The sequence below is a fragment of the Undibacterium umbellatum genome (assembly GCF_014284125.1).
In the GTDB taxonomy this organism is placed as follows: domain Bacteria; phylum Pseudomonadota; class Gammaproteobacteria; order Burkholderiales; family Burkholderiaceae_D; genus Undibacterium; species Undibacterium umbellatum.
Window position 1 is genome coordinate 178,777 of record NZ_JACOFX010000005.1, and the last position, 26,426, is coordinate 205,202.

The 26,426-nt window shown below is 51.0% G+C and carries 28 protein-coding genes; 17 read left to right on the forward strand and 11 right to left on the reverse strand.

The genetic code is table 11. The annotated features are described in order from the left end of the window. The first annotated feature begins 11 nt into the window (after window positions 1-11). From H8L47_RS12495 to H8L47_RS12540, 10 genes are all read left to right on the forward strand, one after another. Window positions 12-506 (forward strand): nuclear transport factor 2 family protein, encoded by a 495-nt coding sequence (locus H8L47_RS12495; protein WP_186953924.1) that lies wholly within the window; start codon window positions 12-14, stop codon window positions 504-506. A gap of 15 nt (window positions 507-521) precedes the next feature. Further along, window positions 522-818 carry a cupin domain-containing protein gene (locus H8L47_RS12500; RefSeq protein WP_186953925.1) on the forward strand — a complete coding sequence of 99 codons (297 nt, stop codon included), beginning with the start codon at window positions 522-524 and terminating at the stop codon, window positions 816-818. Between the two features lie 76 nt (window positions 819-894). Further along, window positions 895-1,371, forward strand: coding sequence for a VOC family protein (locus H8L47_RS12505; RefSeq protein ID WP_186953926.1), 477 nt, complete (start codon window positions 895-897; stop codon window positions 1,369-1,371). A gap of 148 nt (window positions 1,372-1,519) precedes the next feature. Further along, window positions 1,520-1,951: a hypothetical protein gene (locus tag H8L47_RS12510; RefSeq protein ID WP_186953927.1), complete on the forward strand. Its 432-nt coding sequence runs from the start codon at window positions 1,520-1,522 to the stop codon at window positions 1,949-1,951. 166 nt (window positions 1,952-2,117) lie between these two features. Then, the gene (locus tag H8L47_RS12515; RefSeq protein ID WP_186953928.1) at window positions 2,118-2,618 is read left to right on the forward strand and encodes a DinB family protein; all 501 of its coding nucleotides are present in this window, start codon (window positions 2,118-2,120) and stop codon (window positions 2,616-2,618) included. Beyond that, the gene (locus tag H8L47_RS12520) at window positions 2,615-3,067 is read left to right on the forward strand and encodes a GNAT family N-acetyltransferase (RefSeq protein WP_186953929.1); all 453 of its coding nucleotides are present in this window, start codon (window positions 2,615-2,617) and stop codon (window positions 3,065-3,067) included. Before H8L47_RS12515 ends, H8L47_RS12520 begins: the two co-directional genes overlap by 4 nt. Window positions 3,068-3,075: 8 nt before the next feature. Then, entirely contained in the window at window positions 3,076-4,710 is a 1,635-nt protein-coding gene (locus H8L47_RS12525; RefSeq protein ID WP_186953930.1) for a hypothetical protein, read from the forward strand. Between the two features lie 116 nt (window positions 4,711-4,826). Beyond that, window positions 4,827-6,851, forward strand: a complete 2,025-nt coding sequence (locus tag H8L47_RS12530; RefSeq protein WP_186953931.1) for a PAS domain-containing sensor histidine kinase — start codon at window positions 4,827-4,829, stop codon at window positions 6,849-6,851. A 73-nt stretch (window positions 6,852-6,924) separates the two neighbouring features. Then, a complete protein-coding gene (locus H8L47_RS12535; RefSeq protein ID WP_186953932.1) occupies window positions 6,925-7,266 on the forward strand; it encodes a zinc ribbon domain-containing protein YjdM in 342 nt (113 codons plus the stop codon). Window positions 7,267-7,279: 13 nt separating this feature from the next. Continuing rightward, window positions 7,280-7,918 (forward strand): SGNH/GDSL hydrolase family protein, encoded by a 639-nt coding sequence (locus H8L47_RS12540; RefSeq protein WP_186953933.1) that lies wholly within the window; start codon window positions 7,280-7,282, stop codon window positions 7,916-7,918. Between the two features lie 63 nt (window positions 7,919-7,981). Here the strand turns inward: H8L47_RS12540 and H8L47_RS12545 are convergent, their stop codons facing one another. The 6 genes from H8L47_RS12545 to H8L47_RS12570 all read right to left on the reverse strand — a co-directional run bounded on the left by H8L47_RS12545 (window position 7,982) and on the right by H8L47_RS12570 (window position 14,735). Continuing rightward, window positions 7,982-9,904 (reverse strand): M64 family metallopeptidase, encoded by a 1,923-nt coding sequence (locus tag H8L47_RS12545; RefSeq protein ID WP_186953934.1) that lies wholly within the window; start codon window positions 9,902-9,904, stop codon window positions 7,982-7,984. Window positions 9,905-10,145: 241 nt separating this feature from the next. Next, the gene (locus H8L47_RS12550) at window positions 10,146-11,609 is read right to left on the reverse strand and encodes a sulfite reductase subunit alpha (protein ID WP_186954063.1); all 1,464 of its coding nucleotides are present in this window, start codon (window positions 11,607-11,609) and stop codon (window positions 10,146-10,148) included. A 29-nt stretch (window positions 11,610-11,638) separates the two neighbouring features. Next, window positions 11,639-12,643: an FAD:protein FMN transferase gene (locus H8L47_RS12555; protein WP_186953935.1), complete on the reverse strand. Its 1,005-nt coding sequence runs from the start codon at window positions 12,641-12,643 to the stop codon at window positions 11,639-11,641. A 34-nt stretch (window positions 12,644-12,677) separates the two neighbouring features. Continuing rightward, window positions 12,678-13,487 (reverse strand): DUF4198 domain-containing protein, encoded by an 810-nt coding sequence (locus H8L47_RS12560; RefSeq protein ID WP_186953936.1) that lies wholly within the window; start codon window positions 13,485-13,487, stop codon window positions 12,678-12,680. Window positions 13,488-13,506: 19 nt separating this feature from the next. Then, window positions 13,507-14,025 (reverse strand): DUF2271 domain-containing protein, encoded by a 519-nt coding sequence (locus H8L47_RS12565; protein WP_186953937.1) that lies wholly within the window; start codon window positions 14,023-14,025, stop codon window positions 13,507-13,509. 53 nt (window positions 14,026-14,078) lie between these two features. Continuing rightward, entirely contained in the window at window positions 14,079-14,735 is a 657-nt protein-coding gene (locus H8L47_RS12570; RefSeq protein ID WP_230413709.1) for a PepSY-associated TM helix domain-containing protein, read from the reverse strand. Window positions 14,736-14,908: 173 nt separating this feature from the next. Here H8L47_RS12570 and glmU point away from each other — a divergent pair, with 173 nt between their 5' ends. Further along, window positions 14,909-16,267, forward strand: coding sequence for a bifunctional UDP-N-acetylglucosamine diphosphorylase/glucosamine-1-phosphate N-acetyltransferase GlmU (glmU, locus tag H8L47_RS12575; RefSeq protein WP_186953938.1), 1,359 nt, complete (start codon window positions 14,909-14,911; stop codon window positions 16,265-16,267). Window positions 16,268-16,339: 72 nt separating this feature from the next. On the opposite strand, the gene H8L47_RS12580 is transcribed toward glmU, so the two are convergent. Further along, window positions 16,340-17,077, reverse strand: a complete 738-nt coding sequence (locus tag H8L47_RS12580; RefSeq protein ID WP_186953939.1) for a hypothetical protein — start codon at window positions 17,075-17,077, stop codon at window positions 16,340-16,342. A 330-nt stretch (window positions 17,078-17,407) separates the two neighbouring features. On the opposite strand from H8L47_RS12580, the gene H8L47_RS12585 reads away from it, so the two are divergent. Further along, window positions 17,408-18,457 carry a porin gene (locus H8L47_RS12585; RefSeq protein WP_186953940.1) on the forward strand — a complete coding sequence of 350 codons (1,050 nt, stop codon included), beginning with the start codon at window positions 17,408-17,410 and terminating at the stop codon, window positions 18,455-18,457. A 78-nt stretch (window positions 18,458-18,535) separates the two neighbouring features. On the opposite strand, the gene H8L47_RS12590 is transcribed toward H8L47_RS12585, so the two are convergent. The 3 genes from H8L47_RS12590 to H8L47_RS12600 form a co-directional block, all read right to left on the reverse strand. Next, entirely contained in the window at window positions 18,536-19,354 is an 819-nt protein-coding gene (locus H8L47_RS12590) for an SDR family oxidoreductase (protein ID WP_186953941.1), read from the reverse strand. Beyond that, window positions 19,351-20,106: a class II aldolase/adducin family protein gene (locus tag H8L47_RS12595; RefSeq protein WP_186953942.1), complete on the reverse strand. Its 756-nt coding sequence runs from the start codon at window positions 20,104-20,106 to the stop codon at window positions 19,351-19,353. The genes H8L47_RS12590 and H8L47_RS12595 overlap by 4 nt, the downstream gene beginning before the upstream one ends. Before the next feature lie 230 nt (window positions 20,107-20,336). Then, window positions 20,337-20,927, reverse strand: coding sequence for an HD domain-containing protein (locus H8L47_RS12600; RefSeq protein ID WP_186953943.1), 591 nt, complete (start codon window positions 20,925-20,927; stop codon window positions 20,337-20,339). A gap of 133 nt (window positions 20,928-21,060) precedes the next feature. Between H8L47_RS12600 and H8L47_RS12605 the strand changes: the two genes are divergently transcribed. The 3 genes from H8L47_RS12605 to H8L47_RS12615 all read left to right on the forward strand — a co-directional run bounded on the left by H8L47_RS12605 (window position 21,061) and on the right by H8L47_RS12615 (window position 23,517). Further along, entirely contained in the window at window positions 21,061-21,729 is a 669-nt protein-coding gene (locus tag H8L47_RS12605; RefSeq protein WP_230413710.1) for a Crp/Fnr family transcriptional regulator, read from the forward strand. A 77-nt stretch (window positions 21,730-21,806) separates the two neighbouring features. Then, window positions 21,807-22,631, forward strand: a complete 825-nt coding sequence (locus tag H8L47_RS12610; protein WP_230413711.1) for a substrate-binding periplasmic protein — start codon at window positions 21,807-21,809, stop codon at window positions 22,629-22,631. Between the two features lie 61 nt (window positions 22,632-22,692). Next, window positions 22,693-23,517 carry a substrate-binding periplasmic protein gene (locus H8L47_RS12615; protein WP_186953945.1) on the forward strand — a complete coding sequence of 275 codons (825 nt, stop codon included), beginning with the start codon at window positions 22,693-22,695 and terminating at the stop codon, window positions 23,515-23,517. Window positions 23,518-23,534: 17 nt separating this feature from the next. Here H8L47_RS12615 and H8L47_RS12620 read toward each other — a convergent pair whose 3' ends face one another. After that, on the reverse strand, window positions 23,535-24,005 hold the full coding sequence (locus H8L47_RS12620) for an Lrp/AsnC family transcriptional regulator (protein ID WP_186953946.1): 471 nt from the start codon (window positions 24,003-24,005) through the stop codon (window positions 23,535-23,537). Window positions 24,006-24,160: 155 nt separating this feature from the next. Here H8L47_RS12620 and glmS point away from each other — a divergent pair, with 155 nt between their 5' ends. Then, entirely contained in the window at window positions 24,161-25,978 is a 1,818-nt protein-coding gene (glmS, locus tag H8L47_RS12625; RefSeq protein WP_186953947.1) for a glutamine--fructose-6-phosphate transaminase (isomerizing), read from the forward strand. A gap of 61 nt (window positions 25,979-26,039) precedes the next feature. Further along, window positions 26,040-26,381 (forward strand): YciI family protein, encoded by a 342-nt coding sequence (locus tag H8L47_RS12630; protein ID WP_186953948.1) that lies wholly within the window; start codon window positions 26,040-26,042, stop codon window positions 26,379-26,381. The last annotated feature ends 45 nt before the right edge of the window (window positions 26,382-26,426 follow it).

Consider the following 26,426-nt stretch of genomic DNA (forward strand, 5'->3'; position numbering starts at 1 on the left):
AGGAGCCATTCATGTTGATTTCTTGTCGTCGTCTCGCCTTAGTTGTATCTCTTAGCCTGCCCTTGCTTGCTTACGCGCAATTACCTGTGCAGGCAAATCCTGATCATGAGGCCATGCTTGCCAGTGCAGATGCACGTCTGGCTGCCAACAAACGTCTGGTGTATGACTTTTGGCGTGAAGTATTTGAAGGTGGTCACATGGAGTTGGCAGATAAATACCTGGCGGAATCCTATATGCAGCACAATCCCAATGTAGCGACCGGGCGCGCGGCTTTTGTTGAGGTCTTCAGTAAATTCGTCAAGCCAAAGGAAATACAGGCCAGAGTCAAGGCGCCATTGGTGGCGATTACTGCCGAAGGTGATAAAGTGATTTTAAGCTTTGTCAGTACCGTGCCAGATGCCAAAGATGCCAGTAAGAAATACACAACAACCTGGTTTGATATGTTCCGCATAGAAAATGGAAAGATTGCAGAACACTGGGACCCGGCTTTAAAAGACAGTCATTGAGAGGATTGCACCTGGATGTTGCATAAGAATTTGATTTCCGAGGCGGCTTCATTGCCGATCGCCTGGCGTTCCACGATACTGGGCAAGGCTGGCGGTGCGCAAGTCAAGGTCTTGCGCATGGATGAATGCGACTATCCTGATGAAACCCATGATTTCACTGAAGCTCTGCTGGTGCTGGACGGGCAAATGAATCTGGATATCCACGGTGAGATTGTCGCCGTCAAGGCGGGCGAGTTGTATCTGGTGCCTGCGCATACACCGCATGCTGTTGCGGCTGGCAGCAGGGGGACTTTGATCATCATTGATCAATAAAGCAGCGATGCAGAATTAAGTGTTGGCTGTAGCTTGTAAATCCTCTTGAATCTATATTTATAATGGAGACGGCATCATGCAAAAAATCACACCTACCCTCTGGTTTGATCATCAGGCCGAAGAAGCAGTACATTTTTACGTCGACATCTTCAAGGATGCAAAAGTCCTGGATGTAGTCCGATATGGCGAAGGTGCCCCCCTGCCCAAGGACACGGTGTTGACGATCAAGTTCAGCATGGCCGGGCAAGAATTCGTCGCCCTGAATGGCGGGCCTGCGTATAGTTTTACTCCTGCCATTTCCTTCGTTATCGATTGTGAAACGCAGGAGGAGGTGGATTATTACTGGGATAAATTATTGGCGGGCGGTGGTCAGGAAAGCCAGTGTGCCTGGCTCACTGACAAATATGGCCTGTCCTGGCAAGTCGTACCGCAAGCATTGATCCGTTATCTCGGTGATGCCGACCCGGCCAAGGCGCAGAGAGTGATGATGGCTATGTTTCAGATGAAAAAAATTATTATTGCTGATCTGGACAAGGCCTATACAGGTTCGTGATTTTGTAACTTGTGTAAATATTTTTGCCAGCTGTAAACGTCCTGCTCTATTTATGTAAAAGTATCAGTCATGTCAGTTTCAGTGAATTTTTACTGATGCTGTTTTTCTGAATTTTATACAACCATCATGCATACAAAGGTACATCAAATTGAAATTCTTAACATCATCGATAGCGGCGCTTTTTCTCTGCGCCATTGCGGGGTTTAGCATGGCGCAAACTGCTGTTGTTAACCCTTACGGTAAATTCCTCGAAGGCGAGGATGTAGAAATCGAAGTGGCGCATTTTGCTGCAAAAAATGCCAATGGCCTATATGATGTCTTGCTGAAGATGCGTGGCGCGGCGGCTTTCAATGCAGGTATAGATGGCAAGACCATCAAATACAATGCGGTACCTGGTGGCTCAGGAGTTGATTACCAATTCAACGGAAAAACCCGCATGACCATGCGCCAGAATAACGGCACTTCTCAATATCAGGTGTTCCTCGATGGCAGGGGGATTTTCATTGGCGAAGTCAGAACGCGCTCCCAGGAAGTGCGGCCTCTGCATTTGCTGACGGCGTCGAATGAAGGTGGAAAATAAGTTGTTGAAAAAAGCCTGTCTCTAAGACAGGCTTTTTTTATCTCTATTTATTTACCCATTTGCTATACCTCTCTGAAGTTCAACATGCGGTCAAATTAATGGCTAAAATACTCGCATGAATGCGGTAGAAAACGCTCATAGCCAGTTGAATTTTTTCAGAGGTATTATGCAAACTAGGAAGCTTTTATTGAAGTTGTTTGAATACAAGGGATGGGCGAATGCTGATTTGTATACCTTGATGCATAGCCTGAAGTCAGACCTACATGCGCGTGAATTGCATGATGCCATACGCATACTCAATCATATCTATGTCGTGGATCAAATTTTTGTTGCTAACCTGCAGGGGAAACGACATGGTTACACATCCCTGAATACCAAAGAAACGCCCGCACTGAGAGACTTGCAGTTAGGGGTGCAAGTTGTGGATGAATGGTATGTTGCTTATGTCGCTGCACAAACAGAGATTGGCTTTGCTGAGGATATAGACTTCACTTTCGTCGATGGCAAACCAGGCCGTATGTCACGTGGCGAAATGCTCTTGCATGTGGCTACTCATGGTAACTACCATCGTGGAGCCGTTGGCCGTATCCTGTTCCAGGCAGGCATACAGCCACCAAAAGATACCTTGACGGTATTCATGGGTCAGCAAGCGGCATACCTACCTTGATCATCATACGAAAAGCATGTGCTCAGGATGCCAGTGTACTGCAAACCATTTACCGCAGATGCGTTATCGAAGCAGGATGGCGACAACCTACAGCAGGGGTGAGCGAAGATTTTGCTGATGTGACGAAAGGCGAAACCATCTGGATCGCTGTTGATGCACAAGATCAGGCATTGGCTGTTCTGGCGGTGCAGGAAGGCGATGCCTATATCCATCATTTGTATGTGGATCCGCAAGCTCAGGGGCAAGGACTGGGCAGGGCGCTCTTACAGCACCTTCAAAGTCGCTTGGCATTTCCCTGGCGCTTGAAATGTGTGGCGCAAAATCACGACGCCCTGAAATTTTATGCCCGCATGGGATGGCATGAAATTGAGCAGGGCCTGGGTGAGGATGGCCTGTATTACTTGCTGGAACATGCCGGGCCGCTGTTACCTACTATTTCCATTGAATAAAGCGCCGTATGAAGAATAAGACAATACTTGTAGCCTGCTTGCTGGCAGTGTCTGGCTCTGCCTGCGCCGATGTTGATGTCAATATTAAATATCTACATTCACAGGCATTGGAGCTGAGTTATCAATTGCCACCCGCGTGTACACAACTGGTCTTTAAGAAGCATGGTAGTGATGCAGCAAAAATACGTAGCACCTGGCAATCACTTGATGCTTGCGCCAAGGCGGATGGTGAACATGCGAGTAGCCAGCAGGCGGTGTGTACACAATTGCGTTTTCAGGTGCCTGTGAGCGTAAATAAAGTACGGGGTTATCCTGCGGCCTTTCCTGTAGGAGATGCGATTTACGTCCATACCAGCAATTTCGCTGTGGATGCCACTTGCGGCAAGGTGAACTACAGTTTTAGTGCGCCGGGCATTGCCATGAATGCTCAGGTGTATGCAGACAATGCGAAGGCGGCTGATGGAAAAGGTGGTGATATGGCTGCCTTGTTATTGCCAAAACCATTGAAGCTGGAGGGTAATTTCATCGGCTATTTTGATACCGCAATGGGGGAAACCAATATCCGCAATATACGCAAGACAGGTGATGAAAGCATCGCATTCTTGCGCGAGGTTTTGCCTAAAGCAAAATTCGAGATGCCCATAGTTGCCATCTCCAGAGTATCAGGCCCTGGTCGGGCCAGGCCAGATGGCGATGCCGCTGACGTCATGCGTTTGGGCTTTGTCAATTGGCCATTGCAGCCGGATGCTGAGGCAGAACGCACGATGACATTGTTTGTGACGCATGAGTTTAGTCATCGCTTTCAGATGCGCGATGCAACTGATGCCTATGCAGATGCTCGTTTGATCCACGAAGGTGGTGCCGAATTCTTGCGTTGGTTGATGGGGGTACGCAAAGGGTGGCTGACAAATGCGCAGGCAGCGGAAGACTTGAACATGGCCCTGGGCGAGTGTTTGCTCCATGTACGCCACGCAAGTTGGGGTAATCTGACCGCAGACCAAAAACGTGGCGGGCTACTTGATTATCGTTGTGGCTTGGCAACCTATATCTATGGATTGGCCGCCCGTCAGGGTAAGGCAGGGCCTTTTGAGCGTTTTGATGGGTTTTATGAAAAACTCAGACTGGTAAGAACGCAAGAGTCGCTGCCAGACTTTGCCCATGCATTGGAATGTGGCGACGAAGTCGGATGCAAGAGTCAATGGCTGTCACGTCTGCTTGGCAAGGAAGAAGGCATGTTAGCTGTCTGGGAAGACTTTTTCCGGCAGACAGGATTTGCTCATCCAGTTGTTGCCAACCAGCAGCAAAAAAATGCCATGCTCAATCAAGCCATACAGGCGTTGATGATCGAGGATTGCGGGAGTTCCAGCGTGTTTCCACAAGCTGACAAAATCAGCATCGACGACGTTAAAGGCTGCAAAATGCTACGTGGTGGCATGAGCATCACCAAGGCAGAACACTTGCCTCTGTTTAATCATCCTGACACTCTTTCTGCCACCATTGCAGCTTGCAAGCAGCGTTCTCAAGTCAGCTTGACCATGGAGTCTGGTCTGCAACTGGATATGCCCTGTAAAACCGCATATCAGCCAGTTGAGCTGTTTTATTCAGTTGACATGGAGAAACTGTTGGCTCACCTGAACCGCTGAGTGTATCAATTTCTACCTAGCCAGATTTGGCGCTTGTAGTCTCTGCCGGTTTGATGAATACTGGAAACTTAATAGGGAGTCTATTTCCTCCATCTTCAACTCAATCAGGGCTGCCCATGCCAGGCAAAATTGAAGTGTCCAGAGTTGCCCTATACCGCGCTATGGTAGAACAGGCTCTGGATGCCTTGCTGGTATTGGAAGATGGCATTTTCATTGATTGCAATCCCAGTGCCGAAAAAATGTTTGGCTTATCAAGAGAGCAATTACTTGCCAGTGCGCCTGTACATTTGTCTGCTCCCTTTCAATTCGATGGCCAGGATTCCCTGACTGCCGCAAACAGTTATATAGAGCTGACCAAGGCTGGTCAGCCCCAGCGTTTTGAATGGGCTTCACGCAGGGCAGATGGCAGCCTGTTCATATCCGAAGTTGCTCTGAGTTTGCTGGAAGATGGTGGCCGTCTATGCATCATTGCTGTGGTACGTGATATTTCCGAGCGCAAGCAGGTAGAGCTTGCCGCACGCAAAAAAAATGAGAAGCTGCGTGTTTTGCTGGAAAATTTTCCCGGCGGCGTTTCATTGATCGATGAAAATCTGCGCGTAGTTGCCTGGAACAGCGAACTGTTGCGCATGCTGGATTTGCCGCCAGCTCTGTTTCAGGGCCTGCCACCGCTGGCCCGCGCGGTGTTTGAAGCGAATATCAAACGCGGTGAATATGGTGAATTCAGCAGCGCCAGTGAGGAAGAAAAACTGGCTAAACTCATGGCTATCATACAAAGTGATACTCCCTATACTTACGAACGCCTGCGTTCTGATGGCAGCATCATAGAAGTGCGTGGCGTGCCGGTAGAGGGCGGTGGTTTTGTCACTACCTGTATGGATGTGACCGCCAAACGCCGCATAGAAATAGAGTTTCGCAAGCAATCCCTGTTTTTGAAAGCCGTGCTGGCGCATATGCCTCAGGGATTAAGTGTGTTCGATGATCAATTGAAACTGTATCTGTGGAATCAGGGTTTTCTCGATGTGCTTGGTTATCAAGCTGATACGATTTACCAGGGCGTGCCATTTGAAGATTTATTACGCATCATGGCAGAGCGCGGGGAGTATGGTGAAGGTGATATCGAAGAGCTCATCAGCACGCGCTTGAAGCTGGCCAGGCAGTTTCAGGCACACGAATTTGAACGCACCCGTCCCAATGCCCATACCCATCTGGTGCAGGGCAAGCCAATTCATGAAAATGGCAAGCTGCAAGGTTTTGTCACTACCTATACCGATATCACTGAACTTAAAAAAGTACAGACGGCCTTTTCAAAAGCCAATGCTTTGCTGGAGCAGAGTATCGTCGAGCGAACCACAGAACTGCGTCATACCCAGGATGACTTGATGCGCAGTGAAAAACTGGCTGCCCTGGGCTCACTGGTGGCGGGTGTTGCACATGAACTCAATACACCTATCGGTAACAGCTTGTTGACGGCCGGCACCCTGCATGCCAAGACCCAGGAGTTCGCCCAGAAGGTCGTTGACGGTAATATCCGCCGCTCAGACCTGACTGCCTATCTGCAGGCAGCACAACATGCCAGTGAATTGATAGAGCATGGTTTGAACAATGCCGCCGACCTGGTAGCCAGTTTCAAGCAAGTGGCAGTAGATCAGGCCAGTTCCAAGCGTCGCCGCTTCCACCTTGGCAAGGTTTGTCATGACGTGATCGCCACCATGATGGCCAAGATACGTCAGGCAGGTTTGCAGATCAGTCTTGATATTCCTGTCCAGATAGAACTGGATAGTTTTCCGGGACCATTGGACCAGGTAATCTGCAATCTGGTCGACAATGCCATCCTGCATGCCTTTGAGGGTCAGTCTGACGGACAAATCTGCATCCGCGCCATCATGCAAGGGCAAGACAAGGTAGAACTGCGCTTTGACGATAATGGCGTGGGCATACCCAGCGAAAACCTGGTCCGGGTATTCGACCCCTTCTTTACGACCAAACTGGGACAAGGCGGTACCGGGCTGGGCATGAATATCGTCTATAACATAGTCACCAGTTTGCTGGGTGGTGATATCCGCATAGAAAGCGAAGAGGGTGCCGGCACCAGCTTCATCATACAAATCCCCCTTGTTGCTACTGTCGTTGATACCGAGTGATATGCTCGGGTATTCATGACCTGAGAGGGTGGTCGGCTATACTGTATGTCTTTTCGCATCAAGAAAGCCCCACATGTCTCAATTCCCCGCCTGCCCAGTCTGCTCCTTGGAAAACACTTATCCGGATGGCGACAATTATATATGTGCCGATTGCGCACATGAATGGCCCATGCAGGCAGCCACAGCGGCTGATGATAGCGATGAGCGCATCGTCAGAGATTCGAACGGCAATGTGCTGGCTGATGGAGATGCCGTCGTCATCATCAAGGACTTGAAAGTCAAGGGTTCATCCACCACGCTGAAGATGGGCACCAAAGTAAAAAGCATACGTCTGGTTGGTGGCGATCATGAGGTAGACTGTAAAATGGATGCAGGCAATTTCATGTTGAAAGCCTGTTACCTGAAAAAAGTCTGATAGGGAGTAATGCATGCGGCACATCCTGGTCTACGGTGATTCCATGTCCTGGGGCCTGATCCCGACAACACGCAAACGTCTGAACTTTGAAGAACGCTGGCCAGGCGTGCTGGAGATTGGCCTGAATAGTGCCGATCAGCATGTACGAGTGGTCGAGGATTGCCTGAATGGCCGCCGCACAGTCTGGGAAGACCCCTTCAAGCCTGGGCGCAATGGATCACAGGGCCTGGCGCAACGCATAGAAACCCTGACCCCGCTGTCACTGGTGATAGTCATGCTGGGTATCAATGATTTCCAGTCCATGCATCAGAACGATGCATGGTTATCGTCCCAAGGGCTGGCCGTGATTATCAACACCATACGCCAGGCACCGATAGAACCGGGCATGCAGGTCCCGCCCATACTCATCGTTGCACCGCCACTACCTGGCATACCCAGAGGGGCGATCGCACCCAAATTTGCCGGCTGCGAAGGAAAATGTATCGGCCTTGCAGATGCTTATAAAGAAGTCGCTGCCGCTGCTGGTTGTCACTTCTTTGATGCTGGCAGCGTCGTCACTTCCAGCGAATATGATGGCGTGCATCTGGATGCAGACCAGCATTTGATACTGGGTTGGGAACTGGTCGGTGTGGTATCTGCGGTCTTGAAATAAGCCAGCTTCAAGCTGGCTTATTTCAGATACATTTCAGACTAAATTCATTACGTTGGCCTAGACTCAGGCAAACTGAATTTGTCCGTCTGCAATACCTATCAATGCAATTGCAGCGGCGATATCTGTCGCAGTGACTGCAGAAGCAATCGCAATACCATTCGTGATGGAAGCCTCTGGTGTCAGATAATTCAGGCCCCATTCGACGGCAAACTGATTGGCGACCTTGATTTTATTGTCGAGTAAATTGACGACCCAACCCCAGGTTGCATCATTCTTGAAGGCACGTGCACCTGCCAGTACGGCTCCGACCATGGAGCCACGGCTGTGTATGCCAGTCTCCAGTTCATTGAGCCAGTATTTCATGCCCGCAGCATCTGCACCATCGGTCCTGCCCATGGCATTTTTGTAAATGATATTGATGAAATCAGTATTGCTGAGGCTGGCGCTGTAACCGGTTTGTGCCGGGAATTGCGCTGCAGCGACAAAAAACGCATCACCGATCTGTTTGAATGTCATGCCTGCCTTGAACTGATTAATCCAGTAATCCAGCCCATCAGCATCCGGTACGCGATTGAAATACGCAACATACAACTCTTCCAGCGACTGCAATTCTGTCGTCTTGATGCTGCGGGCATTGTCATACACCGTAGTGTTGACGATATAGTCAGAAAACTGGATTTTTTCTACATTATGGGTAGCCCAGTAAGCCGCATTCTGATTCCCCAGCAACATGGTATTGCTACCGATTTCATTGACGAAATAGCTGCCACCACCTTTGCCCAGCTTGGCACTGATCACCAGGGTATCAATACCGCTACCGCCATCAATATAGTCATAGCGCACAGTTTCAGGAGCACTCAGGCCGATCAGATTATTGCTCGCATCAAATTGGTAAATACTATTGTTGGCATTCAGGCTGCTGCTGGCACCACTGACATTGATAATGGTTTTGTCCAGCGTCGTATTTTCGACTTGCTGCGTGGTGCTCAGGTTTTTGCGTATGTAACCCGTATTATCAACAGTCGTCAGGCTCAGGCTGGCACCGGATTTGTAGGCACCCGAAGCATAGGCGTCAAAATAGACTTTATCGTTACTATTAACCGTATTGCCATTAATTTTCCAGGTAAAGGACAGCAAGCTGCTGTCAGGTGTCTCTGGCTGGTATATGCCAGGGATGCTGGAATACAGGTTAAGATAATCTCCTATGGCCGCATAATATTTCAGGGCAAAGGCTTCTTTTTCAGGTGCACTGAATGCCACGCCCAAATGATTCATCTTGGAATCCTGGGTTGCCCTCCAGATGCCAGTGTTACGGTAATAACCACCTTCATAGGTGCCGACGACGCCAAGATCGCCATCCTTGTAACCCAGCCAGGCTGACCAGGGTATGCGGCTAAGCGAATCGGTGACATGGGCGCTATTCTGAAAGCCCTGATCAGCAATCGGGTAATTGCTGGAGATAGCGGTATCCACATATTCATCCTGCAAGTTAGCAAAGCTGTGGCCAATTTCATGCAGCACCACTTCGGCGGAGGAAATGTTCCCGGCAGAGGCCCAGGCGATAGAGCCACCAGCACCACCGTACAGCGAGGTATTGACCAGCACGATGACCAGCTCTTGCGCATTACTCGCGACTGCACTGTTGACGACAGTACCTACTTTGGAAAAATCGCCATATAGCAAACGGCCGTCACTGCCGTGCTGGGTAGCATCGAAATAGGTATTGACGCTGATACTCTTGTTCGGCTGGTCTGTACCTGATTGCGCAGAGGCGACAAAAACGGCATTGGCATTAAACAGTTTCTTATACGGTGAAAATGGCGCATTCAGTTTGGCATTGGCATCGCCCAGCATATTATCGAGAAATTTTTGCGCATCGGCCAGGAATTTGGCGCGTTCGTCAGCCGTATAACCCTCAGCGACAAAGACAATATCAACGCGATTTTTGCTGTTGCCAGTATTTAATATGGTGGTGACGTCTGCCATGGTGGATGAGCCTTGTAGATAGTAACTAATTTGTCAGCAACACTGACTTCGCGGTTGCCAAGTTAAAAATAAGCCTCGTAAATATATTAAGGAAACGGGCAAACGCTATCGTACAACAATGTCTATGAAAAAAGACATGAATTTCATGTAGGGAAATGCAACAAGTGTTGCAAAATTGAACTGCGGTACTGGCGACTCATTTCCTGGCAATCATCTTTTGATGAGAGTAGGTATCCTGCACTTAGTAGACATCACGTCGGTACAGCCCCAATTCTGCCATGCTTTCCAGTTTATCCAGACCCAGCAGATTACTCAAGGTCTGGTGTACATCTTCTGCCATGCCCTGCAGGCTGCCACAGATGAGTATGGCTGCGCCTTGTTCGACCCATGCCCGTATGTCAGCCCCTTGCTCTTGCAGAGCATGTTGCACATAGCGGCGTTCAGCCTGGTCACGCGAGAAACACAAATGCAATTTGCTGATTGCTCCGTGAGTTTGCCATGCCAGAATTTCTTCTCGGTGGAAAAAATCATGAGCCGCATTTCTTTCGCCAAAAAACAACCAGTTGCGTAAATGTCCACTTGACGCGCGCGTTTTGAGATGCGCGCGCAAGCCTGCCAGCCCTGTGCCATTACCTATCAATATCAGCGGGCAGTCGTGCGCAGGGGTGTGAAAATTGCGGTTTTCGCGTATCCGCAGATTGATGGACTGCCCAATTTCTGCATAGGCTGTCAGCCAGCCCGAGCCTATGCCCAGGCTGCCATCGGGCCTGTGCATCTGCCGTACCAGCAATTCCAGCTTGCCATCAGCAGGTAAGGATGAAATGGAATATTCGCGATGTGGCAGGGCCGGGCGCCCCACCATATTATTTACTGGATTTGTCGCAGGTGGATAATCAGGCCCAATTTCAGCGATATCGCCAGCTTGCCATGCATAGTCAGCGACGCTTGCATTTTTGGGCGGAATACAGGCGATGCGATAGACTGGCCCACCCAGACTGCCGGGATTGAGCAATTCTCTTTCTGTCAAGATCCATTCCTGGTAACCAGGTTTGCTCCAGTCTGCCATTTCGGTATGGCCGCTCAGCAATCCCAGATAATGCTGCCAATGACGAAGTGCACCTTCATCACCATTGTCAACTTCTATCATGTCAAACAGGCTATGTGCATGTTGGTGTTTAAGCCAATGATCCAGTCTGTGGGCAAAGGCGCAAAATTGCTGATAGTGCCGGTCACCCAGGGCCAGTACGGCGAAATGCAAATGTGATAAATCGATTTTCTGGCTCATCAGCAAGCGAGTAAAAGCTGCTGCGTTGTCGGGCGCATCGCCCTCTCCGGTGGTACTGACAATAAATAATATGCGGCTGGTCTTGCTCAGGGTTTCTGGCTTGATGGTGGCCATACTGTTGATGGCGACTGTCATCCCGGCATCTTGCAAATGTTGTGCTGTTTTGACTGCGATCTGCTCTGCAAAACCTGTCTGGCTGGCATAGGCTACCAGTATGCTTTGCGCATTGGCATGATCCAGTTCAGAACTAAAACCTTGATGCTGGGTGGCTATCTCATCCTGATGTCTGCGCAGGGTTTGCAGGCAAAAACTCAGGTAGCTGATGACGACCAAGGCAGTGCTGAATTGTCTTTGGGCAGGTAAGGGAAGAAAAAAGCTGGCTACGCACAAGAGTGTTAAAGTCAGGCAGATACGGTTCATCCAGCTTAAAGAAGGCAGGCGCATGATGCTTAATCCAGCATGGCCATGAGGGTCTGGCTCATTTTTTCTTCGAACCCGGATGCCGTTCTTTGCAGAAACAAAGCGGCGATCTGATGTTGATTGGCAAAGTCCAGGCCCGCAGGACAACCCAACACTGTCAATGCAGTTGCCAAGGCATCGGCTACCATACATTCGGGGTGCAAGACCGTCACCGAGGCGAGGTCATTGTCTACCGGATAACCAGTGCGCGGGTCCAGGGTGTGCGCATAGCGGCGGCCACCCTGTTCAAAAAACTGGCGGTAATCACCAGAAGTCGCAATTGACAAGCCGTGCAGGGCAACCAGATACTCCTTGTCCAGTTTTTCATCATTGTCAACCGGGCATTCTATGTTGACCCACCATGGTGACGGGTCTCTTTTCATGCCCAACCCGCGCAACTCACCACCCAGCTCTATCAGATAACTGGTGATTTTTTGCGTATCAAGGTAACGGGCAACCTGGTCCACGGCAAAACCCTTGGCAATCGAGGATAAATCAAGCGCGACATTGTCCGTCTGGCGCAGGCGCTGCTCCATGTGATCCAGCTCCAGTGACTTCCAGTTGCCAGCTTGCAGGGTCTTGCTGATTTCGGCTTCTGTTGGCTTGTTTTCGCGCTTGCCTGCAGGGCCAAAGCCCCACAGGTCAACCAGTTTGCCAGCCGTGATATCGTAAGCTCCGCCTGTCTGTTGTGACAGGTACAAACTGTAATCGACCAGCTTGAAAAATTCTGCTGGCAAAGATTGCCAGCTATGTGCCGGTGCACGATTGAACTCGCATAAATGTGAGGATGGGTCCCAGGTGCTCATCTGAATGACAACCTGGTCCAGTTCTGCCTCAATGCCAGCCTGCAATTCTTGTGCGTCGTGGACTGGCAGGCAAAGTAACTGCACAGTCCAGCTGGTACCCATACTTTTACCACTCAGCGTATGGCTGATGGCATGGGCAGGTGGAAATTGTGGTTCCGCCACATCCAGCGGTATAAAAACACGACGCATATTGCTCAGTATTGAAAACTATTACGGCGAACTATTACTGCGGCAAGACTTCCAGAGTTGCGACATAGGTGGCAACTCTGGACTTGGCTGGAGCTTTGACTTGCTTGTCATCCTTGAGTTCGGCTTCCAGCCAGTACATGCCTGCATTTCCCCAGGTCACGCTGAACTTGCCTTCGCTATCGGTCTCGAAAGTTTTTTCATCGAGTTTTTGACGATAGCGCAAGCCGCCAGCAATCAGGGTAACACTGACTTTAGCTGCTGGTTTGCCATCGAGGGTCAGACGAAACTGCGCCGTTTCACCGGCCACCAGGTCATTCGGATGTGTGGCACCGCTCATCTCCAGGCCACTGCCTGAGATTTCCATGGATTTGCCGCCGGGCTTGCCATTGGTGACAAAAGTTTCTATGCGGCCGCTACGTTGTGTGACTTGCAGTTCTGGCGCATTGGCAGGCACTTCCTTGGCGAATGCTTCTGCTGTACCGCGCCAGCGCTTGACCTTGCCATCTTCTTTATAGCTGGCAAACAGACCTTCATTCAGAATGCCTATCCTGTAGCTGCCAGTCTGGCTGAGTTTGACATCAAAGGTACTGCGGTATTTGCCGGTACTGGCGTTTTCTGGTTTCAGTGCAGAGCCATCGGGTGCGGTGATAAACAGATTGTCCAGCTTGAGTGCATTGTGGTCAAAAACAAAGACATCGGTAGCAGCGGCTGCATCTACCGTCACCCACGGGGCATTGCCAGCTACCACTGTCGAAGACGGCACCAGAAAGGCGCGGTGAGCCTGGGCAGAGTATGCTGCGCAAGCCAGAGCGGAGAAGAGGGCGATTTTTTTTAAAGTTTTCATGATTATCCTTGAGCCAGATTTATTTGATGATCACAGCAATAGTTCCCAGCTCATGACTGCCCTGGGCTTTGAGGTTTTGCTCGCCTTTGGCTTGCCACTGGAATGGCACTTTGACGACTTCACGGCCACCACCTTCACGAGCGGCTTCAACGATGAGCTGATATTCACCAGCTGGCAATTTGGCCAGTACACCTTTGTCACCGGCAAAGCTCAAAGTTTGCTCGCCTGTAGTGCGGGTGGCACCGCTGACACCTTCCACCGGCATCTGCAATTCACGACCACTACGACGCCACCATTGACGCATGTCCTTCAACCATTTTGTGCCTTCATTGTCCTTTTTCTTCAAGTCATACCAGACGGCCAGGTTGCCAGCAAATGTCTGGTCTGGCTTTTCCAGCCAGATCGCCACATAGGGTTTGTGATATTCAGCCACATTCAGGCGCGGTACTTCGACCTTCAGGGTCAAATCAGCCGCGACAGCATTCATGGCCGGGACACCCAGCAAACTGGTGATGGCAAACGGGAGCAATTTACGCATGGATAAACAACCTTTTAATGAATAAAGAGTGAACGGTTTAAATATGTAGTGAACTAGTGGATAAACATCAGGGCAAGTATGAGTGGCATGACGAGACCAAACACCACCACTGGCCAGGTACTCGGACGTTTGCTCGCATGCATCTTCAACAGGAACAGGCCAGTCACACAAAAAATCAGACAGGCAACTGCAAAGACGTCAATAAACCAGCTCCAGGCAGTGCCAGTATTGCGGCCTTTATGCAAGTCATTGAAATAAGCGATCCAGCCACGACTGGTCAGCTCATATTCAATCTCGCCATTGTCCAAAGCGATACGCAGCCAGGCATCACCGCCTGGACGGGGCATGCCTACATACACTTCTTCCGGCGACCATTCTGGTGCCTGGCCATTGAGCTTGATACCCAAATCCTGGGCCAGCCAGTCATTGACTTCACCAGGTATGGCGGCATCATCGGTATTTTTCAGCGCATTCAATTGCGACAACAAGGCCAACGGCAGCCTGCCCTCTTTCTTGCTCACCACTGGATGCGCTTCTATTTGTGCAGAATGATTCAGGGTGATGCCAGTGGCAGCAAACAGGATCATGGCAATCAGACAGAGTGCTGAACTGATCCAATGCCATTGATGCAAATGGCGCAACCAGAAAGCCCTGCTTTGTTGTTGCGATAAATTGTCAGTACCGGATTGCATGAATTTATTCTTGCTCATTCTAAATGATAATTATTCTCAATTGTACATGGAGTGGGGCAAAAAAAGGAGGTGGAATTGTACATTTATGTTTCTGTATTACGGTGAAATAGACAATTTGGCAAGTTTTTTGCACAGTGAAGCAAAGCTGCGCGTGATAAACTTTCAGGGATATCCACTTCCATTTATTCCCTATGAACGTTGTTATTCTTGCTGCCGGCATGGGCAAACGCATGCACTCTTCCCTGCCCAAGGTCTTGCATGCTCTGGCAGGCAAGCCCTTGCTGAATCATGTGATCGCCACTGCGCGCCAACTTCAGGCCAGTAATATTTGCGTCATTTATGGCCATGGCGGCGAGCAAGTGCCAACTACCGTCGCTGCGGAAGACTTGCGCTTTGCACTGCAGGAACCGCAACTGGGTACTGGCCACGCCGTTGCCCAGGCTTTGCCTGTGCTGGATGTCACTCAATCCACTCTGGTCTTATACGGTGACGTGCCATTGACGACACCAGCCAGTTTGGCGCGCCTGATAGCGGTGGCTGGCAAGGACAAGCTGGGCATCTTGACTGTGGATATGGCTGACCCTACTGGTCTGGGCCGCATCGTCAGGGAAGAGGGCGTCATCAAGCGTATCGTCGAACAAAAAGATGCCAACGAGACTGAGCGCCAGATCACAGAAACCAATACCGGCATCATGGCTATACCGACTGCACATCTGCAAAAATGGCTGGCCAATTTATCCAACAAGAATGCTCAGGGTGAATATTATCTGACTGACATTGTGGCCCAGGCAGTGGCAGATGGTGTGGAAGTCGTTTCCGCTCAACCAGACGCCGTCTGGGAAACCCTGGGTGTCAACAGCAAGGTGCAACTGGCCGAGCTGGAATGCATTTATCAAAAAAATATCGCCTACCAATTACTCGAACAAGGCGTGGGCCTGTATGACCCATCACGCATTGATGTGCGTGGCAACCTGCAATGCGGGCGCGATGTCATCATTGATGTAGGTTGCGTCTTTATCGGTGATGTGCAACTCGATGATGGCGTGACGGTAGGCCCGAACTGCGTCATCAAGGATGCCCGCATAGGCGCAGGCAGCACGATCAAGGCCTTTTGCCACATAGAAGATGCCGTCGTCGGTGCTCAATCACAGATAGGTCCGTATGCCAGATTACGCCCAGGTACAGAGCTGGCAGAAGACGTGCACATCGGCAATTTTGTCGAAGTCAAAAACAGCCAGATCGCCGCGCACAGCAAGGCCAATCACCTGGCTTACATCGGTGACGCCACTATCGGCAGCCGCGTCAACATTGGTGCAGGTACGATTACCTGTAATTATGATGGCGTGAACAAATCCCGCACCATCATCGAGGACGATGCTTTCATCGGCAGCGATACACAACTGGTAGCTCCAGTCAGGGTAGGCAAGGGTGCGACACTGGGCGCGGGCACCACACTGACCAAGGATGCACCGGAAGGCAAGCTGACCGTATCACGTGCCAAGCAAATCACGATCGATGGCTGGCAGCGTCCAGTCAAAATCAAGAAGTAAAAATGAATGGTGTAGCGGCCAGTCATGTCAGTCATATCGGCTGACCGCTACACAGCAATACACATCAACAGATCAGGACAATGATTGCAATAACTGCGCAGCTTTTTGTGCTTGCGGCGCGTTGTTTTTCAATATTTCATTCAGATATTTTTTCGCTTCATCGGCACGATTTTTCTCTGCTGCCAAAGTCGCGGCGCGCATCCATACTGTACCGCGGAAACCTACATCGGTCTGCGCAAATTGCCGGGCATCGATAACATCTTTAAGCAATTGCTCACCCTTCTCATGACGGTTCATGAATTTTGGCACCGCCAGATAAGTGCTGGCCGCCACGAAGCGCACCTCCAAAGCGACCGGTATGCTGCCATGCATGGCCTGGCTATTGCTGGCCAGTTGCAATGCCTGCTCTACCATCGCAGTGCCATCTTCCAGTGCCGTGGTTTTTTCACCTTTGGCGAATTTGTCCAGTGAAGACTTGGCAGTGGCCGCACCAGCATAGGACATCAGCAAGGGGTTACCTGGTTCCTGTTTCAGCAGATTGTTGAAGGTGCTGGCCGCTTGCTGGTTGGCGATTTTGCTGGCATCTATTTCTGCTTGTGCCAGTGAATTGATGTAATTCTGATTCAACCAGGCGCTGACTGCATTGGCGGCATATTGTTCCTGGTTGATGTTAGGCGTGCTCACCAGTTGTTTCACGGCAGTCTTGAATTCAGTTTCAGAAAAGGCCATGGCATTGCTGGCAGACAGGGTAGCGATACCTGCGGCCAGCAACATGTTTTTGATGGTGGTAGTTGTAATAAAGTTTTTCATGATGGACTCCATTTTGTAAGTAATCGGTGTGTTGTTGGGGACAGCAATGACAGATTAAGACCTGGCTACGCAAGCCACTACCCGTATGAGATCAGCAGCAGGAATCTGGTGTAAAGCGCAAAGAAATTGGCGTGAAAGGAAAAAATAGACTGCTCAGATATGTCATTCCTGGTCTTGCAGCAGAGAGGCAATTTCACAACACCAGGATGATGGTTCGGCCCGCAAAACGGGCTTAGAAAGGCAACTGAAAGCTTGTACTCCTTAGCATGTGAAGCGACCACATGACACGCATGTTGTCTGCAAAACAAAAAATTCTATAGGAGAACACCGATGAAGAAGTTACTCGGCGCGGCCACGTTGGCATGCATGGCAACAGCAGCGCATGCGCAAACCAGTGTCACAGTTTATGGCCTGATTGATGCCAACATCACCTACAACAATAATGCCGGTGCCAACAAAGGCAGCCAGTTCAAGCTCAATAGCGGTGGTATGAATACTTCGCGTTTTGGTTTGCGCGGCAGTGAAGATCTCGGTGGCGGCTTGAAAGCCATCATGCAGCTCGAAGGCGGGGTCGTGCTCGACACCGGTGCTTCTGATGGCGATATGTTTGGCCGTCAGGCCAATGTGGGTTTGCAAGGTGATTTTGGCCGTATCATCGCTGGCCGCTCTTACAGCACTACCTATGATTTCATCTTGCCATTTGATCCCATGGGTTATGCACCGCAATATTCCTGGGCTACCTCTGCAGGTGCTACAGGTAGCCGTAAAGACGGCATGCTGACTGGTGTCTCCAATCTCTTGAAATATCAATATGATGGCAAGGGTTACAAGCTGGGTGCGACCTATGGCTTTGGTGAAGTTGCAGGCAATACTTCAGGTAATGCCAAGTACATTGTGGCAGCCAGTGCATTTGACGGTCCATGGGCCGCGGTCATTACCTACGAGCAAAACAATAGCGCACCGATAGCCAATGGTTCTTACGACCAGGCCAAGGTATTGCATCTGGGTGGGTCGTATGCTTTTGGCCCTGCCAAAGTGTTTGCCGGTTATCGCAACTTCAAGAAAACCCTTGCTACCGGTGCAGCAGACCAGCGTAGTGACACATTGTGGCTGGGGGCGAATTATGCAGTGGCACCTTCCTGGACTCTGACAGGCGTCTACTACTATCAGGACATCAAGAATGTCGCCTCAGGTGCAGATGCTGATCCAGGCATGCTTGTATTGCGCGCCAAATATGCGATGTCGAAACGTACTGACATCTATATCGCCACAGGCTATGCCAAGGCCAGCAATAACAAGCTGACTGGCGTATCGCGTGATGATGCAGGTTTTGCGTCGAACCAGACTTCAGCAACTGTTGGTATCCAACATCGCTTCTGATGGTCTGATGCTGCAAGAAACAAAAAAGCCCTGAACTGCCAGACATCTCAGGGCTTTTTTTGTTTTGATGCTGCTGCTTCAGTGCGGCCTGACTTCCTTCTTCAAGGCCGCCATCGCCATCTTCTCGACCAGGCCAGGGGCGATCAATTTCAACCAGCGTCCCAGCTTGCCCTTGAAGCTCATGACCACTTCGCGATCACCACGCTCATAGCCGCGTATGATCAGGGAGGCGCATTCTTCCACCGACATGGCATCGTCTTCTTTCAAGCCGCTCTTGCCAGCGGCTTCACCAGCGGCGTTATAACCGTGGTAACGTATTCTGGTAGCGACCACGCCGGGATAGGCCAGCGTGACCTTGATGCCAGCCTCTTTCACTTCAGAACGCAAACATTCAAAAAAGCCGCCCATGGCGAACTTGCTGGCGCTATAGGCAGTACGGCCAGGCACCCCGATCAGGCCAGCCAGTGAAGAAACGGCGACGATGCTGCCACGGGATTTTTTCAAGTGGGGCAGGGCAGCATGGGTGCACCATACACTGCCCCAGAAATTAATACGCATCAGCTCTTGATACCAGCCCAGGTTATCCACTTCTTCCAGCAGTGCCTGGGCAGATTTGCCGGCGTTATTGATGAGTACATCGATACTGCCAAATTGTTCTACGGCTGCTTCGATCAGATGACGGCAATTGGCTTCCATGCCCACATCGGTTTTCACGACCAGTGAGACTGCACCAAAGGTCTTGCATTCGACAGCGACTTGCTTGAGCGCGTCTTCATTGCGTGCCGCCAGTACCAGTGCCAGGCTGGAGCCGTATTTTTTGGCCAGTTGACGCGCAATTTCTGCTCCTATTCCATCTGAACTGCCGGTAATGACAACAACCTTATGCTTTGCCTTCATAGTTTATAGCTTTCATCCATGCGATCGAGTTTGCGTATCAGGGAAGGCCAGACAAAGGCACCACCCAGACCACCAGTCTGTACGCGCATGGCTTCTGACACACCTTTGACGATGAGGGGATTCACATGTACCAGTTCACCACCAGCCTGCGCAGCCAGTTGTATCTGGCAAGTCGCTTCAAAGGTGTACATGGACAGGAAGGCATCCGCGATCGACTTACCCGCTGTCAATAAACCATGATTGCGTAACATCAGGAAGTTAGCCTGTCCCATGTCAGCTTGCAAGCGCGGCTTTTCATCTTCCCTGAAGGCAACGCCTTCATAATCATGATATGCCAGCGATGCCAGCACAAATGTCGATTGCTGAGACAGCGGCAACACACCACATTTTTGTGCGCTGACAGCCACCCCGGCACGTGTATGCGTATGCAAAACACATTGCACATCCTCGCGTGCAGCATGCACTGCACTGTGGATGACAAAGCCCGCCGGGTTCACCGGGAACGGCGAGTCAATCACTTTATTGCATTGCTGGTCCACCTTCACCAGAGAGGATGCCGTGATTTCATCAAACATCAGCCCATACGGATTGATCAGGAAGTGATGTTCAGGTCCAGGGATACGTGCGCTGATATGAGTGAACACCAGATCACTCCAGCCATAAGCGGCAACCAGGCGATAACAGGCGGCCAGATCGACGCGTAATTGCCATTCTTCTGCGCTGACCTGATCCTTGACTGAGGGTATATGCATATTGTCTCCGTTGTTGTTTTTTTGTGACTTGGGCTTACACAAAACCGCCCCAAAGCGTTGCAGCTCCCGCATTTAGCAAGCCCTGGTACTAAAGTACTGTCTTCGTCGCTACGGTGTAGTTGGGATTTCAGACAACATGTTGTCTGCCAACCTAACGAACCGCTCCTGCAAGAGCGGTTTCCCACAGCGATAGCCTTGTTGGGACAATTTTGTGTAAGCCCTATTGATTATTATTTATCGTTAATGGAGCTGATGGCTGCCTTATAGATGGTATTGCGTGGCTGGCTGAACAGCTTGGTCAGCATGGGTTCAAATTCCACCAGCGGGAAAGTTTCTGCATGCGCATCAAAAGAAGGGTTGTCATACAAGGCACAAAATTCTGCCGTGCGCTCAAAATGCGGGTGAGCACGGAATTGCTCGCGCATATCCCTGTCCATGCCTATGTGATGGAAAAAGTAATAGCCCTGGAAGATCCCATGGTGTTGCACCATCCACAGGTTTTCTTCGCTAATAAAAGGTTTCAGGATGGCGGCGGCGATATCAGGATGGTTAAAAGATCCCAGGGTATCCCCAATGTCGTGCAATAGCGCGCAACAGACATATTCATCATCCCGACCATCCCGCAAGGCGCGCGTGGCGGTTTGCAGCGAATGGGTAAAGCGGTCTATTGGGAAACCGCCATAGTCCCCTTCCAGTAAACGCAGATGTTGTATCACCCTGTCGGGCAAGCCCTGGGCAAAACGGCGGAACTCACCGCCGATCAACTGCCAGTCTTCCTGGGTACTGTCCTCCATACGGACAAAATGGGCGCGGTGTTGCATTTGTATACTCCCTGAAGTTAATACACTGACATACCTTAAACGCAGTTTTAAACCTGAACTGTCAAATCCTTTACAATTCGCTTCATTCGTTTTTGCTGGACACGTTTCTTTTATGGCATCACAAGCAAATGTAATGAACAACCTGCTGGCCGACCCCTGGTTCGCCAGCTTGCCAATGGCTGACCGTAAGTTCATGTTAGCCTCATGTGAACATTTGCGCTTGCGTCCAGGTGAAATGTTGTTCCGCCAGGGCGATCAACCCAGCGGTTTCTATGCCTTGCTCAGCGGTAGCCTCAAGATGTCTACACTCAGTGCAGAGGGGCGCGAAGCCATACTCATTTTCCTGGAGGCAGCCACCTGGTTTGGTGAAATTTCTCTCATCGATGACCTGCCACGTACCCACGACGCAACAGCTCTGACTGAGGTAGAGTTGCTGGTGCTGGCCCCGCAAGTTTTTCGCAGTCTTATGCAGCGCAATTCCTTTGCCAATGCAATTACCCGCATGCTGGCAAAACGCATACGCCTGCTCTACGGCATAGTCGAAGACGCAGGACTGCGTTCGGTACGTGCCAGAGTGGCACGTCGCCTGTTGTTGCTGGCTGAAGTGGCGAATCGCCAACAAGATGGCCATGCCGTGGTGCCAGTTACCCAGGAAGCGCTGGCCATGATGCTGGGTATGACGCGCCAGACCTTGTCGAAAGAATTAAGATTTTTCAAGCAAGATGGTTTGATACGCCTGGCTTATGGCAAGATAGAAATCCTGTCGGAAAGCAAGCTATCCGCTTTATGTGACAAAGAGTGACTTTCTTGAGCGCAATCTTGCTTGTGGTAAAGCCGCTTTCTAGTCTATCGTAGAGCTTCATTCTCAAGGTGATCTTGATGAGTCTGCTGACAAAGTGCAGGTTTGTGCCTGCCATGCTGGTTTTGCCCCTGAGTCTTTTTTCTTCGCATACTCAGGCAGCCTGTTCACGGGTGATCAATGCACCTGTCACATCGCTGGGCTTTAGCGTCATCGTCAATGGCGATAGTGTCACGGGCATTTACCCCGATATATTTCGCAGCCTGTCTTCCAAAGAAACTTGCCAGTTTCAATTTTCAGCTGTGCCGCGTGCGCGCCTGGAAGTGATGTTTGAGAACGGCCAGGCTGATGTCCTGTTTCCTGCCATACGCACCGCCAAACGGGATGAGCATGGCTACTTCATTCCCCTGATTCATACCCGTGCCACCCTGATTTCCCTGCAATCTGCGCGCCCCGTCATACGCAGCCAGCAAGAATTGCTGGAGCAAAAAACGCTGAAAGTGGTCGTCGTGCGCGGCTTTGATTATGGCGAGGCCTATCAATCCATCATCACAGAACTGCAGAAGCAGGGCAGATTGATCGTCGAGGCGGATACTGTTTCAGCCGCCAGGATATTAAAAGCCAGCATTGCCGACTATACCATCATGGCACCATATATCTTTGCCGGCGCAGTACAAGGAGATGCCAGGGTAGAAGACATGGCCGACAAACTCAGGTTCGACCCCCTGCCTGAATTACCCTGGAGTGACAGCGGCATCTACCTGTCAAAGAAAAGCCTGAGCCAGGAAGACCGTAATGTCCTGCAAGAAATGATGGAAAAGGCAATCCGTTCAGGCATGGTCTGGAAAGGCTTTTCACGTTACTACAAACCCGAAGTGCTGAAAGAAGGAAATCGCCCGCGTTAGTCAGGCAGCCCGTGTTTGCAATGACTGCTTTTAAAGTGATGATTTAATTGGGCAAATATTAATGAAATTTCAGACGCATACAGCAGTATTAAGAATAATATTGTTTGCTGGTCTGGCAGCTTTTTCAGCGCTGACCTTTGCAGGCTGTTCACGTGTCATCAATGTGCCAGTCGCCCCGACAGGGCGCAGTGTCATCGTCAACGGCGAGCAAATCGATGGCATCTATCCTGACATCTTGCGTAGTCTGATGGAAAAAGACAACTGTAAATTTGCCTTGTCCGCCGTACCCAGGGCCAGGATGGAACTCATGTTTGAAACCGGTCGGGCAGATTTGCTGATACCCGCCAGTCGTACCCCCAGGCGAGATGAGCTCGGCATTTTCGTTCCCATGATTTATAACCGGGCCACCTTGATTTCGATAGAAAGCAATCGTCCCACCATCACTTCCCTGCAAGATTTGCTTGACAAGAAAGATTTAAAAGTTGCCCTGGTGCGCGGCTACGACTATGGCACGGCATATCAAGACCTCATCAAGGAACTCACCAAACAGGGGCGCTTGTATCTGGATGTCGACCCTGTATCTGTCGCCCGTTTGCTCAAGGCCGGTATCTCTGATGTCACCATCATGGCACCCTCCATCCTGGCTGGTGCCATCATGGAAGACGGGCGCGTGCAGGATATGCTCGACAAGCTGCGTTTCGAGTCTATCCCTGAATTGCCCTGGGGCGATAGTGGTGCCTATATTTCCAAAAAATCACTGAATATGGAAGACTCTGCAGCACTCAAGGACATGCTGGAACAAGTCGCCAAATCCGGCGTGGTCTGGAAGAGCTTTCAGCGGTATTATCCAGCACATGTACTCAAGGAAGGCATACGTCCACGCTGAGCGGGCTAGCCAAAAACCTACAGCGCAATTGCAGTTTCAAACTTGCTGCGCAAGATAGAAAAAAAACTACGCACATTGCGCACATTCGCATGGGTAGCAAACAGCCTGTGCGCCAGCGCATGATAAGCCGCCATGTCTGTCACCTGTATCACCAGCACAAAATCCGGCCCCTGCGATACACGATAACATTGCTGCACCGCCCCTTCCTGCGCCACCAGTTGCTCAAACTCCACCAGCTTCTCAGTCGCCTGATGATCCAGCGTGATTTCCACAATTGCCGTCAGGCTCGCCCCCAGCTTGCTGGCATCCAGCAACGCCACCTGGCGGCTGATGATGCCCTCATCCGTCAGCCGCTTGACGCGCCGCAGGCAGGTCGGTGCAGACGCATGCACCCGCAAGGCCAGCTCATGGTTGGTCAGCGAGGCATCTTTTTGCAATTGCTGCAAAATGCGTTTATCCAGATCATCCAGCTCATTGATAGTCAGCATGTGATTAATAATTCCAAATTATCTTACATATTGAAATAATAGTTCAAATAGAAAATCGATGTTCCATAAATTTCAATAATAGATTAATTTTGAAAGAAAATATCAAGCCATCTGCTTTAGCATGAACGCATATTCATTCTTTATCAGAGGTCATTATGTGCGGTATCGTCGGCGCAGTTGCTCAACGCAATATCACCCCCGTCTTGCTAGAAGGCTTAAAGCGGCTTGAATACCGTGGCTATGACTCATGCGGCGTCGCACTGCATGTAGATGGTCACCTGCAACGCTCACGCAGCACATCCCGCGTGGCAGACCTGCAGGCACAGATAGACCAGTCCGGCCTCGCTGGTTTTACCGGCATCGCCCACACGCGTTGGGCCACCCACGGTGCTCCGTCATCATCCAATGCCCACCCGCATTTCTCGCGCGAGCGCATCGCCCTCGTACACAATGGCATCATCGAGAACCATGAAGAATTGCGCGCAGAACTGACGCAAGCTGGTTATGTCTTTGAAAGCCAGACCGACACCGAAGTCATCGCCCACCTGATAGACCACCTCTACCGCGGTGACCTGTTCGAGACCGTGCAAATCGCCATCAAGCGTTTGACAGGTGCATTTGCCATCGCCGTATTTTGCCGCGACGAACCACACCGCGTCGTCGGTGCACGCCAGGGTTCCCCATTGATCGTCGGCGTTGGCCAGGGCGAAAACTTCCTCGCATCTGATGCCATGGCAATCGCAGGCACCACAGACCAGATCATCTATCTCGAAGAAGGCGACGTGGTAGACCTGCAATTGCAAAAAGTATGGATAGTCGATAGCGAAGGCAAGTCCGTACAGCGCGAAGTGAAAACCGTACACGCCCACAGCGGCGCAGCAGAGCTGGGCCCTTACCGCCACTACATGCAAAAAGAAATCTTCGAGCAACCCCGTGCGATTGCCGACACGCTCGAAGGCGTCATCAGCATCATGCCCGAACTGTTTGGCGACGGTGCCTACAAAGTCTTCAAGCAGATAGACTCTGTCCTGATACTCGCCTGTGGCACCAGCTATTACGCAGGCCTGACTGCCAAATACTGGATAGAATCAATCGCCAAAATCCCCGTCAATGTAGAAATCGCCAGCGAATACCGCTACCGCGAAAGCGTGCCCAACCCCAATGCTCTCGTCGTCACCATCTCGCAAAGTGGCGAGACCGCAGACACCCTGGCTGCATTAAAACATGCACGCAGCCTGGGCATGCTGCACACACTCACCGTCTGCAATGTCGCCACCAGCGCCATGGTGCGTGAATGTGCATTGTCATACATCACCCATGCCGGTGTAGAAGTCGGCGTCGCCTCCACCAAGGCTTTCACCACGCAACTGGCAGCACTCTTCCTGCTGGCACTGTCTCTCGCCCAAAGCAAAGGCCGCCTCAGTGAAACTGAAGAAGCAGAGCACATACGCGCCCTGCGCCACCTGCCCGTCGCCATCAGCGCCGTGCTGGCACTGGAACCACAAATCATCTCCTGGGCAGAAGAATTCGCCCGCAAAGAAAACGCACTCTTCCTCGGTCGCGGCCTGCATTACCCCATCGCCCTCGAAGGCGCATTAAAACTCAAAGAGATTTCCTACATCCACGCCGAAGCCTATCCAGCAGGTGAACTCAAACACGGCCCCCTGGCCCTGGTCACCAAAGAAATGCCCGTCGTCACCGTCGCCCCCAACGACACCCTGATAGAAAAACTCAAGTCCAACATGCAGGAAGTCCGCGCCCGCGGCGGTGAACTCTACGTCTTCGCCGACGCCGACTCCCGCATCACCTCCAGCGAAGGCGTACACGTGATACGCCTGCCAGAACATTACGGCCAGCTGTCACCCATACTGCACGTAGTGCCACTGCAATTACTGGCCTACCACACCGCACTGGCAAGAGGGACGGATGTAGATAAGCCACGCAACCTGGCCAAAAGCGTGACTGTTGAATAGGACAGGACATTGAGTTACATTGCCATGATCACCAGACCCCCAATTTTTGGAGAAGCAGATCATGGCAAAGTACCTCATTTCATTCCCCAGCGCTGCAATGAAAGTATCCGACAGCGAGATGGAGACGGTCGGACGAGACGCCCATGCCGTGATACGCGAGACCAAGCAAGCAGGCGTCTACGTTTTCGCCGGCGGCATTGATGAAACAGCGCCGCCCGTGCTGGTATCAGCCAATGGCACAGTCGCCGAGGGCGGCTACCCCTGGGCACCTCCACTCAATGGCGGCTTCACTGTACTTGAGCTTCCTACAAGAGAGGAAGCTATTGCCTGGGCCGCACGTCTCGCGAAAGCCTGTCGCTGTGATCAGGAGCTTAGAGTATTTGGGTTTGATCCGGAGTCGTGAGGTTGGAGTGGCGTTATATACTTTGCTAGCGGCTTTTTATGCATG

Excerpts from the sequence above, each read along its gene's own strand:
- H8L47_RS12495 (WP_186953924.1), top strand. The coding sequence starts at position 12 with ATGTTGATTTCTTGTCGTCGTCTCGCCTTAGTTGTATCTCTTAGCCTG.
- H8L47_RS12500 (WP_186953925.1), top strand. The coding sequence starts at position 522 with ATGTTGCATAAGAATTTGATTTCCGAGGCGGCTTCATTGCCGATCGCC.
- H8L47_RS12505 (WP_186953926.1), top strand. The coding sequence starts at position 895 with ATGCAAAAAATCACACCTACCCTCTGGTTTGATCATCAGGCCGAAGAA.
- H8L47_RS12515 (WP_186953928.1), top strand. The coding sequence starts at position 2,118 with ATGCAAACTAGGAAGCTTTTATTGAAGTTGTTTGAATACAAGGGATGG.
- H8L47_RS12525 (WP_186953930.1), top strand. The coding sequence starts at position 3,076 with ATGAAGAATAAGACAATACTTGTAGCCTGCTTGCTGGCAGTGTCTGGC.
- H8L47_RS12530 (WP_186953931.1), top strand. The coding sequence starts at position 4,827 with ATGCCAGGCAAAATTGAAGTGTCCAGAGTTGCCCTATACCGCGCTATG.
- H8L47_RS12535 (WP_186953932.1), top strand. The coding sequence starts at position 6,925 with ATGTCTCAATTCCCCGCCTGCCCAGTCTGCTCCTTGGAAAACACTTAT.
- H8L47_RS12540 (WP_186953933.1), top strand. The coding sequence starts at position 7,280 with ATGCGGCACATCCTGGTCTACGGTGATTCCATGTCCTGGGGCCTGATC.
- H8L47_RS12545 (WP_186953934.1), bottom strand. The coding sequence starts at position 9,904 with ATGGCAGACGTCACCACCATATTAAATACTGGCAACAGCAAAAATCGC.
- H8L47_RS12550 (WP_186954063.1), bottom strand. The coding sequence starts at position 11,609 with ATGAACCGTATCTGCCTGACTTTAACACTCTTGTGCGTAGCCAGCTTT.
- H8L47_RS12555 (WP_186953935.1), bottom strand. The coding sequence starts at position 12,643 with ATGCGTCGTGTTTTTATACCGCTGGATGTGGCGGAACCACAATTTCCA.
- H8L47_RS12560 (WP_186953936.1), bottom strand. The coding sequence starts at position 13,487 with ATGAAAACTTTAAAAAAAATCGCCCTCTTCTCCGCTCTGGCTTGCGCA.
- H8L47_RS12565 (WP_186953937.1), bottom strand. The coding sequence starts at position 14,025 with ATGCGTAAATTGCTCCCGTTTGCCATCACCAGTTTGCTGGGTGTCCCG.
- H8L47_RS12570 (WP_230413709.1), bottom strand. The coding sequence starts at position 14,735 with ATGAGCAAGAATAAATTCATGCAATCCGGTACTGACAATTTATCGCAA.
- glmU (WP_186953938.1), top strand. The coding sequence starts at position 14,909 with ATGAACGTTGTTATTCTTGCTGCCGGCATGGGCAAACGCATGCACTCT.
- H8L47_RS12580 (WP_186953939.1), bottom strand. The coding sequence starts at position 17,077 with ATGAAAAACTTTATTACAACTACCACCATCAAAAACATGTTGCTGGCC.
- H8L47_RS12585 (WP_186953940.1), top strand. The coding sequence starts at position 17,408 with ATGAAGAAGTTACTCGGCGCGGCCACGTTGGCATGCATGGCAACAGCA.
- H8L47_RS12590 (WP_186953941.1), bottom strand. The coding sequence starts at position 19,354 with ATGAAGGCAAAGCATAAGGTTGTTGTCATTACCGGCAGTTCAGATGGA.
- H8L47_RS12595 (WP_186953942.1), bottom strand. The coding sequence starts at position 20,106 with ATGCATATACCCTCAGTCAAGGATCAGGTCAGCGCAGAAGAATGGCAA.
- H8L47_RS12600 (WP_186953943.1), bottom strand. The coding sequence starts at position 20,927 with ATGCAACACCGCGCCCATTTTGTCCGTATGGAGGACAGTACCCAGGAA.
- H8L47_RS12605 (WP_230413710.1), top strand. The coding sequence starts at position 21,061 with ATGAACAACCTGCTGGCCGACCCCTGGTTCGCCAGCTTGCCAATGGCT.
- H8L47_RS12610 (WP_230413711.1), top strand. The coding sequence starts at position 21,807 with ATGAGTCTGCTGACAAAGTGCAGGTTTGTGCCTGCCATGCTGGTTTTG.
- H8L47_RS12615 (WP_186953945.1), top strand. The coding sequence starts at position 22,693 with ATGAAATTTCAGACGCATACAGCAGTATTAAGAATAATATTGTTTGCT.
- H8L47_RS12620 (WP_186953946.1), bottom strand. The coding sequence starts at position 24,005 with ATGCTGACTATCAATGAGCTGGATGATCTGGATAAACGCATTTTGCAG.
- glmS (WP_186953947.1), top strand. The coding sequence starts at position 24,161 with ATGTGCGGTATCGTCGGCGCAGTTGCTCAACGCAATATCACCCCCGTC.
- H8L47_RS12630 (WP_186953948.1), top strand. The coding sequence starts at position 26,040 with ATGGCAAAGTACCTCATTTCATTCCCCAGCGCTGCAATGAAAGTATCC.